At 57.8% G+C, this 15,472-nt stretch carries 16 protein-coding genes; all 16 read left to right on the top strand.

Annotation, left to right across the window (positions count from 1 at the left end; genetic code table 11):
• Positions 1-503 precede the first annotated feature (503 nt).
• The 16 genes from FMN63_RS03540 to FMN63_RS03470 all read left to right on the top strand — a co-directional run bounded on the left by FMN63_RS03540 (position 504) and on the right by FMN63_RS03470 (position 15,438).
• Complete coding sequence (locus tag FMN63_RS03540) at positions 504-749, top strand: hypothetical protein (RefSeq protein WP_148582573.1); 246 nt, start codon at positions 504-506, stop codon at positions 747-749.
• Positions 743-1,501 (top strand): nucleotide-binding protein, encoded by a 759-nt coding sequence (locus tag FMN63_RS03535; RefSeq protein ID WP_148582572.1) that lies wholly within the window; start codon positions 743-745, stop codon positions 1,499-1,501. Before FMN63_RS03540 ends, FMN63_RS03535 begins: the two co-directional genes overlap by 7 nt.
• The gene (locus tag FMN63_RS03530; protein WP_148582571.1) at positions 1,498-1,959 is read left to right on the top strand and encodes a hypothetical protein; all 462 of its coding nucleotides are present in this window, start codon (positions 1,498-1,500) and stop codon (positions 1,957-1,959) included. Before FMN63_RS03535 ends, FMN63_RS03530 begins: the two co-directional genes overlap by 4 nt.
• Before the next feature lie 12 nt (positions 1,960-1,971).
• On the top strand, positions 1,972-2,310 hold the full coding sequence (locus tag FMN63_RS03525) for a TrbC/VirB2 family protein (RefSeq protein WP_148582570.1): 339 nt from the start codon (positions 1,972-1,974) through the stop codon (positions 2,308-2,310).
• 12 nt (positions 2,311-2,322) lie between these two features.
• Positions 2,323-2,646: a hypothetical protein gene (locus FMN63_RS03520; protein ID WP_148582569.1), complete on the top strand. Its 324-nt coding sequence runs from the start codon at positions 2,323-2,325 to the stop codon at positions 2,644-2,646.
• Positions 2,646-4,997, top strand: coding sequence for a VirB4 family type IV secretion system protein (locus tag FMN63_RS03515; protein WP_148582568.1), 2,352 nt, complete (start codon positions 2,646-2,648; stop codon positions 4,995-4,997). The genes FMN63_RS03520 and FMN63_RS03515 overlap by 1 nt, the downstream gene beginning before the upstream one ends.
• Positions 4,979-5,800, top strand: a complete 822-nt coding sequence (locus FMN63_RS03510) for a TrbJ/VirB5 family protein (protein ID WP_148582567.1) — start codon at positions 4,979-4,981, stop codon at positions 5,798-5,800. Before FMN63_RS03515 ends, FMN63_RS03510 begins: the two co-directional genes overlap by 19 nt.
• Before the next feature lie 3 nt (positions 5,801-5,803).
• A complete protein-coding gene (locus FMN63_RS03505; protein ID WP_148582566.1) occupies positions 5,804-6,820 on the top strand; it encodes a type IV secretion system protein in 1,017 nt (338 codons plus the stop codon).
• 44 nt (positions 6,821-6,864) lie between these two features.
• Entirely contained in the window at positions 6,865-7,032 is a 168-nt protein-coding gene (locus FMN63_RS29360) for a hypothetical protein (protein WP_153297092.1), read from the top strand.
• Positions 7,032-7,751 (top strand): VirB8/TrbF family protein, encoded by a 720-nt coding sequence (locus tag FMN63_RS03500; protein WP_162529974.1) that lies wholly within the window; start codon positions 7,032-7,034, stop codon positions 7,749-7,751. Before FMN63_RS29360 ends, FMN63_RS03500 begins: the two co-directional genes overlap by 1 nt.
• On the top strand, positions 7,748-8,731 hold the full coding sequence (locus FMN63_RS03495; RefSeq protein WP_148582564.1) for a TrbG/VirB9 family P-type conjugative transfer protein: 984 nt from the start codon (positions 7,748-7,750) through the stop codon (positions 8,729-8,731). Before FMN63_RS03500 ends, FMN63_RS03495 begins: the two co-directional genes overlap by 4 nt.
• Positions 8,732-8,733: 2 nt before the next feature.
• Entirely contained in the window at positions 8,734-9,834 is a 1,101-nt protein-coding gene (locus FMN63_RS03490) for a TraB/TrbI/VirB10 family type IV secretion system protein (protein WP_148582563.1), read from the top strand.
• Positions 9,835-9,844: 10 nt separating this feature from the next.
• Complete coding sequence (locus tag FMN63_RS03485) at positions 9,845-12,313, top strand: hypothetical protein (protein ID WP_148582562.1); 2,469 nt, start codon at positions 9,845-9,847, stop codon at positions 12,311-12,313.
• Between the two features lie 111 nt (positions 12,314-12,424).
• Positions 12,425-13,381 carry a CpaF/VirB11 family protein gene (locus FMN63_RS03480; RefSeq protein ID WP_148582561.1) on the top strand — a complete coding sequence of 319 codons (957 nt, stop codon included), beginning with the start codon at positions 12,425-12,427 and terminating at the stop codon, positions 13,379-13,381.
• A 6-nt stretch (positions 13,382-13,387) separates the two neighbouring features.
• The gene (locus FMN63_RS03475; protein WP_148582560.1) at positions 13,388-15,241 is read left to right on the top strand and encodes a type IV secretory system conjugative DNA transfer family protein; all 1,854 of its coding nucleotides are present in this window, start codon (positions 13,388-13,390) and stop codon (positions 15,239-15,241) included.
• Complete coding sequence (locus tag FMN63_RS03470; RefSeq protein WP_148582559.1) at positions 15,238-15,438, top strand: hypothetical protein; 201 nt, start codon at positions 15,238-15,240, stop codon at positions 15,436-15,438. The genes FMN63_RS03475 and FMN63_RS03470 overlap by 4 nt, the downstream gene beginning before the upstream one ends.
• Positions 15,439-15,472: the final 34 nt, after the last annotated feature.

Genomic DNA, 15,472 nt, shown 5'->3' with positions numbered 1-15,472 from the left:
CCTATTCGCACAAGTGCTCAACGTTTCCGCTGATACGCAGCGGCATTAAGGGTTTGTTGACCGCAAAAATACGATGTGTGGAAAAGGCGCGGTGAGCAGTATTTAAAAGGATATACAAGCCCAATCATAGGCTGTAGAAATGGACCTGTTAGCGGCTCGGACGATCTAAACGCCAATAAAGATCGCCCGAGCCTAGCGAACACCAAAACTGTCCTTTGATGCTCGCATAGGGGGTACCAACACTCACCATACTGTTCGTATTGGTCGCATTTCTTGCGCCGTCTATGCGGCGTAGCCGTACGTGAATCGCGCTTAGCAGTGCGACCAATACAGCATCTTATCCACATTCAATAGTCAATATCAGAAGGGCGCTCTGCTTCGCGGGGCGTAGTAATCGCATGTCGTCTGTGAAACCACGACGGGCGCCAAGGGGTCAATCGCGCCTTGAGTTCAGGTCCCAGAAAGAAAAAATTGCCGCAACCGCGAAGGAATGCCCGAACCTTTTGCAGTTGTGGACGCGGCTAAAGGCGGAAGGTGTCGTTACCATCGGCTATTCCACCTTCTGCAACGTCTATCGCGAGGCTTTTCCCGAGGAATACGCGGCCATGCGGTCAGCTCGCAAGCAGGACGAGACGGCAGCGCCCGCGCAGGTAAAGCCACAGCCACAGACCAAGGCCCGCAAGCCTCTCCCGGAGATCAGCAAGTTTACCGTTCCGACCGGCTCTGATGCAGTGAGGGACCAGTGGTGAAGACCGTTCATATCGTCATGCAGGGCAAGGGCGGCGCAGGCAAAAGCCTCACGTCTTCAATGCTGGTGCAATATCTGCGTTACGCAGATCACAACGTCCAGGCCATCGACCTCGACCCGACCACGCCCACGCTTTCCGCCATCAAGGGGCTGAAAGCAGTGCCGATCCCGATTATGGACGGCGATGACATTAACCCGCGCCTTTTCGATCATCTGATGACGCGGATTTTTGAAAGCGAGAGCGAAACGCACACTGTCATTGACACCGGCACCTCTTCTTTCATCGCCACCTGTTCGTACCTTGCGGAGAACAATGCGTTTGAGTTGCTGCAAGGGTTTGATGTTCGTGTCTTCATTCATTGCCCAATCTGCGGCGGTGCGGCCCTGGATGATACATTCAATAGCCTGCTTGCCATTCTCGGTCATTTCCCGGGCGTGCCGGTAGTTGTCTGGCTTAACGAGTTTTTTGGGCCGGTTGCCAGCGCTGGCCGAGCCTTCGAAGACAGCAAGCTCTATCAGGAAAACGCCGACCGCATTGCGGCAGTCATGTGCCACCCCAAGGTCCAGCCGGGAACGTTCGGCGAAGATATCCGGGCCATGATGGGCGCAAAGCTGACCTTCGAAGAGGCGATGCAGTCGAGCGATTTCAATGTGATGTCCCGCCAGCGGCTCAAGATCTACTGGACCAAGGCGATTGAGCGCCTGGACAGCGCGAGCTTCCTTGAAGCAGCACCGCAGGAGGCCGCCGAATGAGCGCCGCAGCGGCTCAGAAGGTTGACGCTGTTTCCGTCGAGCAGTGGAAACAGATGACGCTCGATGAGGCCATTGAGGCAGCCCATCGGGAAACCGGGATTTCCTTCCAGAAGGACGATCCGGTGCTTGCCGTGGTCGCGATCCTGAACGCCTTCGGCGAACGTCTCAAGGCCCTCATGGAAGATGAGCGCAATCGCGTGTCGCTCCAATTCAAGAACGACGTGTCCGGGGTGAATGAAGCTATCGACCACAAGGTCGATGACGTTGCCTCGACCATCCAGAAACTTGCCGGTTCTCTCGGCAACGAGAGCATCCAGACGGTGATTTCCGCCGTCGCACAACACGCCGTGGAGAGCGACAAGATACGCCGCTCGATCCGCTGGAACTTCATGGCCTGCGCAGCGCTGGCCACCTTCAACTGGCTGGCAGTCGCCACCTTCTATCTCATCCTGAAATAAGGGTTTTTGAAAATGAACATCCTGAAGAGACTCGGACTCTGTCCGCATACTCCCGTTAAGGTAGATTTTGAGAAAATTGCAATCAAAGCGATTGCATCCGCCTCGATGCTGTTTCCGGCGCAGGCGATGGCACAGGACTGGTCCGCACCCGCGACCAGCATGCTGCAATCCCTGGAAGGCGGGTTGGTCAGTGTTGCCGCGCCCCTCATCGGTGTGGGCGTCATCATCTATGGCATCTGGGCCATGGTCACCGGCCGCATCGACATCATGCGGCTTGCTCAGCTCGTCGGTGCCGGAGCGCTGGTGATCTTCGGCCCGACCGCGCTTCGCGCCCTTCTCTCGGCAGCTTGAGGAGGGGCAGCCATGAAAGCGCAAAGCCCTATCGCACTCCACATTCAGGAGCCGATGAAAATCCTCGGCATGCCCCCGCTCCATGCTGCCCTGGTGATGATCGGTGAACTCTTACTCGCAACCACTGGCGGGTTCCTGGCCGGGAATGCGGCGGGCTTTGCGCTTGTCGTGCTGACGACACCGCCAGCCATCGCGTGGATCATTCTGCTTCGCCGGCGAGAGCCGCACTGTGAATCTCTGCTGCTGCATCCGGCCACGTTCTTCCAGGCGAAGAAGGTCCGCCGCCTGATCGCCGGTTTTCCGCTCAAAACCTCCAAAAAGAAGGCTGCACGATAATGCTGCTTGGCACCTTTTTGACAGGCGCCGCCGCCGTTGGCGCTGCCGCTCTGGTGAGTTCCAGAGGCCGCAAGTACCTGCTTGGCGAAGTCGAGCAGGACTGGCTTGCGAACGAACTGGAATTTGACCAGTTGCTTGCCGACAACCAGACCGTCTCTCTCAAAGACGGGTCTTTCGTCCGCGTCTTTTCCCTGTCCGGTCTCTCCTATGAGACACGCAACATCACCGAGCAAGAGGCGCTTGCAAGGGGCCGCGCCAGCACGTTCCATCAGTTCTTGAGTGCCGGTTCATCGCTGCGTGTGTTTGGCATCAAGCGCCGCCGCGATGTGAGCTTCCAGGCTGACTGGCCGTCCGTGACCTTGAAGCAAGTCGGCGAAGCCGAACAGCGGCTTTACCAGAACGCCTATTCGCTTGTCTGGTACCTGGTTCTCACAACGAAGACCTCCGCGGAACTGGAAAAAACGTCTCGTGGCCTGTTGAGCGGGTTCACGGATTATAACATCCGGCCGGTCCCTGCCGCCCAGGAGCACAATCAACCGTGCGAGCTGACACGTGTTCTGAATTATCTGGTTTGCGGTGAGCTGAAACCCGAGATTGCGCGTCTTAGCGCCGGGATCAGCGCCAACCTGCCCGCCTCTGACATTCACGTATCGACAGACGGCGCGATTGATACGTTTACGCCGCATCAGACGCTCAACCGCGTGATTGCCGTTCGCGGCTGGCCGGAAACAGTGTCCGGAATGCTGGTGTCCCGTCTGCTGGCACTCAGCGGTGAGCTGGAAGTCTGCCAGATCGTCAAGCCGCTCGACAGCACCAAGCAAATCGCCCTCTTCACGCGTCAAATCACCGAGCAGAAGCACAACTATTTCGGGACGGGTGCTGTTCTGGCCGAGCTGGAAGCGGTCAACGAAGACCTCTTGAACAACTCCGGGCAGCTTCAGGAAACGCAATTCCAGATCACCGTGCGGGCTCGCAACGAGGCCGAGCTGACCTCCCTCATCGATCAGGTTACGTCCCTCCTCGATAATGCGCGGATCCGGTATTGCTGCGAGACAGTCGGCGCGGCAACCGCATGGTTCAACCGCATGCCCGGCCGGGACAAGCTGCTGCGGCCACTCAAGATCACCGAGAGCAATGTCGCGGCTCTGTGGCCGTTCCAGTTTTCGCCAATCGGTCTGTGGTCAAGCCCGTTCGGCGACCGGCCGGTGCGTCTGTTCAAGACGCCCACGGGCCAGAACTACGCCTTCCAGTTCCATGTTTCTGACAAGCCGCAATCGCCGGGCAACTACCTCATGTTCGCCCCGACCGGTGGCGGTAAGTCTACCTTGATCCTTCACCTTCTTGGCGGACTTGCAAAGTTCCACGGTGTGCGGAACTACGTCTTCGATTCCAAGGACGGCGCGCGCTTCATGATTGAGGCGTTCGGCGGGATCTATCAGGGCTATCAGGACTTAGCTCTCAATCCTCTCGATATCGATCTCACCGACAAATCCGCCCGGCACCGGGTGCGGTTGATCCTGCAAGCCATGCTTGGCGAAGCGTTCGATGAGGATATGGACGACTATCTTCATGCCGCGCTCGACATGGCCGCCGAGCTGGAACCGGGCTTGCGCACGCTGGATAACATCTATGGTGCGGCCTTCCCGGCTCAGTCGGAGATCCGCCGCGCTTTTGCCAAGTGGGTGAACGGCGAGGACGGAGCAGAAGGCCAGTTCAGCCACGTCTTCAACGCCCCGCGCGATCAGATCACCGGGTTTCTGCAAAAGTCGTTTCTTGTTGGCATCAACATGAACGAAGCCCTGATGGATCCGGTTCTGGGTCCGCCAGTGGTGGCGCATATTTCTGCTGCGATTTCCGCAGCCGCGAAACACGGCGAAGGCGGTTTTTCCATCTTCATCGATGAGGCGGCGAACCTCCTACGCAACAACGGTTTCCGGGACGTCGTTCAGGAGATGTTCCGGGAGTACCGGAAGCTGAACGGCCTTGTTGGGCTTGCGTTCCAGGAACCGGGTTCTCTGCTCGAATTCGATGGTGCGTCGGCGATGATCGAGAACGCGCAAACCCTGTTCTTTCTGCCGAACTCGCAGACCAAGGTCCAGAACCTTGAACCCTTCAATCTGTCGAATGAGCAAATCGCCTTCATCAAAGGCGAAGGCGACATGAAGGGCGGGCGTCAGGTGCTCGTGGTGAAGCGCTTCGAGGCCGCGAATTTCAACGAAAGCACGATTTTGGACGTGGACCTGTCGGGCCTGGGCGACGCCTTGCGCTTCTACCGGTCAGGGCCTTCCGCGGTCAAGGAACTGGAAAAAACCAAACAGGAATGGGGTGACCAATGGCTTGCAAAACTCTGATGAGGCTCGTTGCCGGTCTGATGCTGGCTACATTGATCAATGCGCCGGCGCATGCCGCTATGGCTGTCATCGATGTGAAGAACATCGCCGAAGCGCAAAAGCAGCTCACGACGCTCAAAGAACAGCTCAGCACCGTCAAGGACCAGCTTGCGACCGCGAAGGAAAGCCTTTCGATTGTCACAGACCAGCTCGACACGCTTAGGCAAGTTCAGGGCATTGCGGGCGATACGCTCTCATCCATCGGCGAACTTGGAAATCTCTCCATTCCGTCCCTGAACTTCCAGTCGCTTGCGTCCAGTGTGTCCGGGGACATGGCCTGTCTCATTCCTGACTACAAGCAGCTCATGCCGTCCATCAAATTTGACGAGGTGGACTTCGGCTCGATCTGCGAGCGGGGCAACGCCTACAAGTCCGGCCTGGTCGCCACTCCGGAATCGCTCACTGCGGGAACCTGGGAAGAAAAAGCCAAGATCCAGAAGTCAGTCAGTCAGAACCGGATCGCGACCATTACGGATGCGACGGTCAAAGGTCTTGCACAGTCGGACGAAGCCCATGAGACGGCTGTCAAAACCCTTGAGACGGCCCAGGAATACAAGAACGCAGGCGCGAGCGCCGAGACGGTCAATGCCCGCCTGCAGGTGTTGATTGAGCTCCAAGTCGCTCAACTCGTCGCAACCGCGCAGACCAATCAAATCCTCGCACAGATGTTGAAGATCAACGCGTCCCAGGCCCTCAACAACGGGGTCCCGATCATGAGCGAGGTCGCCGAGGAACGTAACTACAGCGGCGAAGGTGAGGATTAAGTCATGGCTGACGCTGCTTGCAATATTTGCGCGATTTTCACCGCATACCAAAGCCATGCTGAATCAACACTCGACACTCTTGTTTCAACCATCCACGGGCCGTTGATGGTCATTCTTGTGGGCATCGTCGGTAGTTGGGTTCTTTGGATCGGCATCCAGGTTTTTCTTGGGACGCTCGACTTCGCGGGTGCGCTCAAACAAGCCATCTTCATGGTCCTTGGCTTTGGCGTCTACAAAGGTATCGACGGCGGGTTCATCGGTCAGACTTTCAACGTTTCCGTCAACATTATGGGCGGGCTCGCCAGTGAGATCATGGGCCAAGGTGGAGACGGCCTGTCTGGCTTGAGCGCCTTGCTGCGGGGAGTTGAAGACGGCATCGGCGGTGTCTTCAACATTGCCACCACGATCATGGGAGCAGGCGGGTTCACTGAAGCCCCAAAATACATCCTATACGGTGTCGCGCTGCTTCTGCCTTACGTCATCCTGCTGGTTTTGTTTCTGGTGCACACGGCGGTTTCCCTGTTCCGTCTCACCGTTGTTCTCGGCATTTCGCCTTTTCTGGTCGGCCTTGCCGCCTTCCCGTTCGGTCGCAATCTGATTGCGGCCGGGGTGCGAACAATCGTCGGCTCCATCGCGACAATGCTGTGTGTGTCCATTGTCTTCTCTCTGGTGATTGCCAGTGTCGAAGGCCTCGGCGTCACAGGTGACGCGGAGATTGACCCAGAAGCCTACATCGACCTGACCAGCGGCAAATTTCTACTCGCCATGATTATGGGCTGGCTTGGTGCTGCCCTGATTTCCGAGGCCGTCAACATCGCCGGTCACGTATCCAGTTCGATGCTTGGAACCGTGTCGGCCGGGATCATGTCTGCCGGGGCCATTCGCGGCGCTGCAGTTGGTGTCTCTGCCGGTGGAACAGCGGCGGGTGCTGCCGGTCGTGTCGGTGGATTCATGCATAGAAAAACCTGGGAATCCTCGCGTTCGGCTCCGGGCGGGATCATCGATTCCAGCGGTTCGTAGTCGCCAAGCTCCCCCTTCCTTCCTCTCTCAAAGGGTCTTCTTTCATGAAACACCTCAGACTCGTCGTGTGCCTTGGTTGGCTGGTTTCCGGCTGCGCACAGGTGGAAATGCCGATTGAACCGGACGGCATCGACAAGATGCGCAAATCACCCTGCGCCTGCGCGGAAATCGAATTTGAGCCGAGTTCCTTTGAATGGGTGGAGGCCGCCTGATGGCTTTCATTTCTCGGTCCAAGTCCCATGCGGCGACGGTTCCGGAGGTCAAGCCGGAGCCGAAGCACGCCAACATCCTGCAAGCGGATCCGTTTGCCTACAAAACCGCGCACCGGCGCATGGCCTGGCTGTTGCGCCTGTCGGTTGGAACGAATGTCGCGCTGGCAATCTGTGTGGTGGCGAGCATCCAGGCCCTTGTGTCGCTCGTACCGCTCAAGGAGACCGAAATCGCGCTTCTGCGTGCCGATCCGAGCGATGACCGGATCTATCGTGTCGAACCGATTTCCATGGAAGTCGATGGCTTCGAGCTGATGCTCGAAAAGCTTGCCCGGCGCTATGTGCACCAGATCCTCACCATTGACGACACCACCCAGAACACCCGTTTCAAGGAAGTTCGCACGTACTCCGATCCGGACTTCTTCAATGACTATGTGAAGACCAACAAAACGGTCATCGAAGAAGCGATCAAAGACGGCCTCAACCGCTCGATCACGATCAAGGGTGCCTATCAGGTCGATGCCTACGATGGCGTCTACCTCTATGTCGTCGAGTTTCTTCAGACAGACAGGATCGGCCGCGAAAAGCCGAAGCGCCGCCATCTGCGCGCCTTCCTGGAAATGACCCCCCGTCCCCATGACGTCCTTGCAGCCGAGCGGTTCGAGAACCCGCTTGGAATCCGCGTCCTCGGCATGTCCATCAAGGAGCAAGCTTCCAAATGACTTTTCGATTTTCTGTTCTTTTCCTCGTCGTCGCCGTTGCGAGCTCAGCTCACGCGCAAACGCCGCTTGGGCAAGGTCCGGCAAGGCCCGGCAGCGTCTCTACGAACACGACACCGACGCAGCGGGTTGCTGCGGCCAACTTGGTTGTCAACTCAACGCTTCCTGTCGGTTCCGTGCCGCAGGCGCAAGCCCAGGCGGCCGGAAACTTCGGTCCCCTCGCCCGCCCTGAAAGCATCGGCGGCCAGATTCAGGAGGCTTGGTCGCGCCCCGGCAAAAAGCAGGGCATCCACGTCCAGAATTTCTGTGGCGATTGCGTCTACAAAGTGCGTCTACGGCAATACATGGTCAGCGCAATCCAGTTGCCGAAAGGGGTCAGAATCAAGTCGGCAGATCTTGGCGACAGCTCCCGTTTTGAAGTCAAAAAGCGGTCGGACAACACGCTAGCCGTCAAACCAACGGGAGCCGGTGTCGACAGCTCCATGCTGGTCTACACCGACGACGGTGATGTCTATTCCTTCTATCTGCGTGCCGAAGGCATCAATTCCAAGACTGTTCCAGATGTCTCTTTCCGAATTGTCGGTCCGCAAAGCGCCGGCATGTCCTTCGTGGAGTTCGATGCCAAGGGGAACCCCTTGCCAAATGGCAACGCCGCTGTTGCCACCCACGGCTCCAAGGACTTTCTCCAGACAGAAAAATTCGATCCGGGCGCGCTGCGCGGTTGGAACCAATACAAGCTTTGGGGCGACAAGAAACTGCGGCCCGAGCAGGTCTTCCGGGACGATCATTTCACGTACATTCAGTTCGGCGACAAGTGGAACGACGTGGAATTGCCGACCGCCTATGTCGTGGTCGATGGCATTGACGAGCTGGTCAATACCCGCGTCCAAGGCACCACCTTCATTGTCGAGTCCACTCACCGCCTGATCACCCTCAAGTCCGGCCAGTCCTTCATGTGCATCCAGTACACGGGAGGCAAGTGAGCATGGCCGTCTGCGAGATCCTGCTGGCGCTCGGCCTGACCTTCGGCGGTGCATGTGGGCCGGAGCCTGTTCATCCACGCGGTTTGCCCGCCAGTGATCCGGCAGTCTTCTCTTACGAAAAGCCCGAGCCGCCGAAACCGCCTGTGGAAGCGAAGATTATCACCATGCCACCGGTGATCATCGAGAAGGAGATCATTCGGGAAGTCGAAAAACCTGTTGTCGAGACGAAAGAAGTCATCCGAACACAGACGGTCACCAAGTACATCGAACCTCCTAAGGCGGTACCGCGTCAGCCAACCGAATACGAGCTGATGCTGCAAACCGCTCTCAGAGAGCGGGCCGCCATGCAGTCGGAGCTTGCTGGCGCCGACATTACCGGGGACTTTTCCGACGCCGGTAACCGCCCTGCCCCGATGAATGCGAACCTGCCCGGGTTTCCACCGCCAGAGGGGATCGATCCGGAGAACGACCGCTATTCAGCGCCGTCGCGCTATTCGACCGGCGCAGTCGACAACACCCGCATTCTGACGGCTGACCGCTACATTACGGGCATTTTGGAAAGCGGCATCAACAGCCAGCTTGCCGACAACGGCTCTGTTGTCGTTCAGGTGAGCCGGGACGTCTACGGGTATCACGGCCGGACCAAGCTCGTGCCGAAGGGGTCGCGGATGATCTGCGAGTATTCCTCGGTCGATAAGGTCGGGCAGACCCGTGTCGGGTTCTCTTGCAGCCGCATTCTTCTGGGAGAGAGCCGCGCTGAGATTTATCAGCTCAATGCCCATATCGGCGATGCACAGGGCTATGCCGGTCTTTCCGGTGAAGTGAACAATCGCTTCTGGGAGAAATACGGCTCCGCCATTTTGACCACGGGCATCGGGACAGCCGTCGAGGCTGCCGTGTCCGGCTCCCAACAAATCGACAGTTCGAATTCCAATATTGTCGCCAATGGCCTGTCCGGTGCCAGCGAGAACATTGGAACCATCACTGCGGCCCTCCTTGAGGACACAGTGGATCTTAAACCAGTCATCCGGATAGCCCAGGGCACCCGCGTACAGGTGCGCCCGAAGTTTGACTGGTACCTCGCCGACCCTCCCCAAAATTAAGGAGACTGGAATGCGATACACTAGAATAGTGTCTTGCGGCCTTATGGCGCTCGTCCTGGCGTCATCTACCGCACTCACGCAGGCACAGACGGTGCCAGTGGTTAGCCCCTCCTCGGTCCAGACATCGGGTGCCGCAGCGGGAGAGGTTCTGATTAAGGAGAACCTCTTTACCGTGTCGCCTTCTCTGGAAACGGAGTTGTCTGCCGACAGCGCCGTGCCGGTCCAACTGCAATTCAATGCTCAGCCGAACACGACCGAGGCCGTTGATATCAGTGGGATCACTGCCGAGGGCTTCACTCGCAAAGTCAGCGTCAACGGTGAAGAAATCGCACAAGTGGTTGTCACCCGGCTCAAGAAAGACGCCGACTTTGTCGATCTGGAAGCCGATAAATTCACAAGCCAGTTCGGTGTTGAAAGCAACCGCCTTCTCCCGACGACAGCGATTTCCGTCAATGGCGATGAAGCCGAGTTCGTTCAGGCGGTTGCCCGCCTGTCCGGTACTGAGGAAACCGCAGAGCCCGAAGAGGAGCTTGAAGACAAGGAAAACACTGTCGAGGACGATACGAGCGTTGATGAAGGTGGCGGCAGTGAGAACCCGATTGCAGAAGGTTACCAGACGCCCGAACGGCTGGCCCAGGAGGACGAAGAGCCGGAAGAAGAACGCGATCCGAACATGACGATCAACGTCTCGACGGATGGTTGCGAGCCGCAGATCGATCTTGGAAGCGGTATCGTGCGCCAGACCGCCAAGACGGAAACGCTTGAGGACGGAATTGTCACCGAGACGGATGCCTGCTCGCCAAACGGCATTGTCTGGAACATCCAGCGCAATTACGAGGCCTGTGAGGATCTGGTTGACGAGGCCGCACTCCTTGCCCGCCCGCAATACACGTCTTTCTACAACGATGATCGCGGTGCACGCTTCGACCTGGCCGCCTGTCAGCCGGATCAGTCAATCTCCTTTGCCATTTCGGAATCCAGCGACGATTGCAAACCCGATGTCGATATTGAGGGAGAGCATGTCACGCTTTTATCACGCCTGACCTATCGGGACCGGACAGGCAAGGACGTTGCAGTCAGCGAGTGTGCGCCCTCAGAGACGGTGTACGAAATGGAACGGGAATACGGCTCCTGTTCGGATGTGGTCGATCTGGAGGCCGGTATCGCCAATGCGCAATACACGCTCTCCTATACAGACGAGAAGGCAAGCCGGCTGAAGGTCAGCGAGTGCATGCCCGACGAGGAACAGGCGTTCAAGATCGAGGAAAAACAGAACTGCACGTTCGACTTCGACCTCGAGAACGGCAAGGCCATCGTCAACACGTCGCTTGTCTATACGAAAGATGACAAGGTGGAAGTCAGCGTGCGCGAATGCGCGCCATCCGAAACCATCGCTCCGATCAAGATGACGGCTGAGCCGAACGGTTGTTCCATGCAGCACGATTTTGGAACAGGCGTTTCCACGGAAATGGCGATGTGGACCTATGAGTACGAAGGTCAGCTTTTCCAGGCGTCCCCGTGCATCACCACCGAAACCACTTACACGCATAGTCGCGTGTTCGACAAAAACGGCATCGACGTCTGCACGCCGATTGTCGATCTGGCGAGCGGCAAGGCCGTCCGGCAGTACCGCACCGAAATTATCGTGAATGGCACTTCGGAAGTGATTGCGGGCTGTCAGCCGGACGAAGCGAACATGCTTGGCATCTTTTCGACCGTGAACGGTTGCGACGATCCCGCATCGTTCGATCATGATCTTGCCGCTGGTCTCTCCTACGGTTTGGAGCGCTACTACTACGACGTTCCCGGCCGCGGAAGAACCTATGTGACCGCATGCCAGCGGAATGATCAGAAATTCACGCACTCCGTCACCACGAACGGCTGGAAATACAACGATGCCAATCTGCGTGCGCAGCAGCTCGTGGACGTTTCCATCAATGTGAACGGCAAAGCCTACAAGATCGCAACGTCCTACCTGCAACCGGGTACATCCGAAATCGCATATGCGTTTGTCCGCAATCAGGACAGCCCGGATCATTCCCGTAAATATTACAACGGTTGCACCGAGATGGTTCCAACGAAACGGACCAAGATCTACACGCGTCCGGACGGGTCCAGCTATTCAAAGGCATCCGGGGACGGCACCACACTGAACAACGGTGACAAGTGTCAGCGAAGCACGGAAACGCGCAAGCTGAACGGTTACCGCGTCAATGTCGAGGCGAAGGGTTACTCCCTTGTCGTCCGGGACGGCAGCGGCAACTACACCACCGTTTCCGGCAATTGTGGCGGGTCTTCAAAGACCCTGACCGGCAATCCCGGCTACAGCCTCGTGCGGGCGAATGGACCGGTAAGCACCTGCCGCTATCCGGAATACAAGCTGACCTATTACAACCGGATCGATGAGCGCTCCAAGGTGGTCTATCCGACCGGCAAGGTGACCTATTCGTCCTGGAAAACGGTCCGCTGGGAAACCTGACGGTTTTCTGAAACTTGCAGGGACCTGGCCTGGCCCGGGTCCCTGCCCTTTCCCCATTCTCAAAATTTATAGCAACGCCCAAGCACTGGGCTGGCATTGGAGTGAATACCCATGTCTCAGGTTCTGTTGCAAAAAATCCTTGAGCCGCTGTCCAGGCACTATGCAGCGAGCGATGTTGTCGAAGTCCGGACCAAGGCGCCGGGCAAGCTGATCGTGGAACGCCGCGATCTGGAAAACCGCATTGCCGAAGTCGATGAACCGGCTTTGACCCTGCACAGGATCAAGACCATCTGCCGCGCCTTGGCAAATATGAAGGGTCTGGAATTTGACCCCACATCCAAACCCCAGCTTTCAACCGTTCTGCCGGGCGGTCACCGCTTCGAATGCCTGATCGGCAATTCGGTTGTCTCCGGCCTGTCGCTGGCAATCCGCTGCAAACATCCTCACAAGATCACGCTGGAAGACATGGGTCTGTCCGCCGGCATGATCGACTATCTCAAATCGGCCCTCGATCAGCAGCGCAACATTGCAATTTCCGGATCGACCAATACCGGCAAGACCACGCTGCTCAACAATCTCCTGTCGTATCTCCCAGATGACAGGCGCGTTGTCAGTGCGGAAGATACTCCCGAGCTGGAAGTCAGCCGCTTCTACAATGGCGTATCTTTGCTGGCGGCGCGTGACACTGCGCAAGGCGCAGGCCTGCGGACATGGCAGCAGCTCTACGATCACAAGATGCGCATCTCGCCGGACAATATCCTGTTCGGGGAAATCTCCACGCAGAATGCCTTCGCCGCGCTCAATGTCCTCAACACCGGCGCGCGTGGTTGGATGTGCACGGTCCATGCCGAAAGCGCCGAACTGGTTCCCGCACGATTCCAGGAGAACATAAACGCGGCCGGTCAGACCTTGCCCGACGCAGAGACGTTCATGCGCCGTCTTGTCGATCTGGTGATCCACATCAAGCGCGACCCACGGGGTGGGCGTTTTGTATCGGATATTTATGAGATGAAGATGGGTCGCTATGTGCTGCGCGACCGCGAGCCGGTAAGTGCCGAGGCTGCGTGATCAGTCATGCATTTGATGCGCTTGTTTGCCGTGCTGGCATTTGGTGCTCTTGTCGGCGTGACGCTGACCGGCTGGCACTACACCCTTGGTTTCAATCCCCTTCAGCCCGCTTGGTGGCAATGGCTTCTGGATTTCTGGCAGCAGGCCCGCGGATTTCCGACCGAAGTTCTTCAACCGGCCTATGCCGGGTTTGGCACCTTTCTCGTTCTGATCCTGACCGGGGCAATCGTCTCGTCTGGAGCCAGGTCAGAAACGATCTTTGGCGGCCGGAAGCAGAAGGACATACACGGCACGGCCCGTTGGGCTGAAACCCGGGACGTGAAAGAAAGCGGCCTTCTGTCGGAAACCGGCGTCGTCGTTGGCGGCTGGCCGATGCGGCGAGGCGTCAAGATGCTTCGCCACGATGGCCCGGAGCATGTTTTGGCTTTCGCCCCTACCCGCTCAGGTAAGGGTGTCGGCCTGGTTTTGCCCACCCTGCTCTCCTGGGAAGAGTCTGCGTTGGTCCTCGATATCAAGGGTGAGAACTACGCTCTGACCGCCGGCTGGCGTGCTTCCCAAGGGCAGAGAATTTTTCGCTTTGACCCGGCGGCAGACAGGGGCTCCGTCAAATACAATCCACTCGCAGAAATCCGGATCGGCACGGACCACGAAATAGCTGACTGCCAGAACATCGCAATCATGATTATCGATCCGGACGGCACCGGCCTGAAGGACTTCTGGATGCAGGAAGGTTACGGCTGGCTCTGCACCGCAATCTTGCATGTCCTTTACCGGATCAAGAAATCCGAAAACCGCACTGCGACGCTCGCAGACGTACGCGCGTTCATGTCGATCGGTGACGACGAGGATCCGAAGTCCATCAGCGAACAGGCCGTGGCAGCGGCGGCAAAAGCCGCGTTCGGCCAAAAGGATGGCGAGGAAGACGACAGTTTTGACCGGCTCTTGAAAGATATGGAGCGCTATGAGCATGGCCGCGAAGTCGTCAATGACGAGGTGCGCTTGGGCGCTGCCCGTATGCGCAAACGGTCCAGCAACGAGCGATCCGGCGTTCACTCCACCGGCACGTCTCAGCTTGCGCTTTACAGCGACCCGATTGTGGCCCGCAACATATCGGAATCCGATTTCCGCATCACCGACCTGATGAACGGCGACAAGCCGGCAACCCTTTACATCGTCATCCCGCCGTCTGACATCGCCCGGCTGCGGCCCTTGGTGCGGATTCTACTCAACCAGTTCCTCACCCGCCTTACCTCTCATATGGCGTTCGAGGGCGGCCGTTCCGTCAAGCATTACAAACACCGCATGCTCTTGATGCTCGACGAGTTTACGTCAGTCGGCAAGCTGGAGATTTTCGAGAAGGCGATTGCCTTCATGGCGGGCTACGGACTGAAAGCCTTTGTCATTGTTCAGGATCTCACGCAGCTCCAGAAAACTTACGGCCGCGAACAGTCGATTGTTTCCAACTGCCATGTCCGGATTGCCTACGCGCCGAACACGATGGAAACAGCACGGGTTCTGTCGGACATGGCCGGTAAGACCACGCTCGTTCAGAAAAAGACATCAGCCAGCCACACCACCGGGAAAATCGGGACGAACTATTCCGAAACCTTGATGGAGGTGGCCCGGCCGCTTCTCACCCCGGACGAATGCATGTCGTTGCCGGGGATCCAGACAGGGGCCGGCGGCAAGGTCACCCGCGCCGGCGACATGCTGATTTTTGTGGCCGGGCGTCCGGCCATCTATGGCCGCCAGGTTCTCTACTTTCAGAACGAAGACCTTCAGGCCCGGGCAAAAATCCCGCTCGCTTCCCCCACTTCAATTCCTTCTCTCCCGTCGTCCAGCGGAAAGGCTTCCTCATGAAGATCAGCAGAGCAGTCCAGATCCTTCTCAAGATCCACGAGGAGTTTGGCGATATCGACATCGTCGGTGGCTACCTCACCGACAATTCCCCGCTTCGCAACATCACGGTCATCAATACCGATGGCGTTGAGCTCTGGCCGAAAGACACCAGCGCCTATGCCGGCCCTACCGAGGTCGATGGCGTGTTCCTCGACTGACCGCCACAGCACATCAAGTTTCTTCCCCGCTTTC

This window comes from Stappia sp. BW2, assembly GCF_008107695.1.
Taxonomy (GTDB): Bacteria; Pseudomonadota; Alphaproteobacteria; order Rhizobiales; family Stappiaceae; genus Roseibium.
This window is presented reverse-complemented; position numbering and strand designations above follow the sequence as displayed.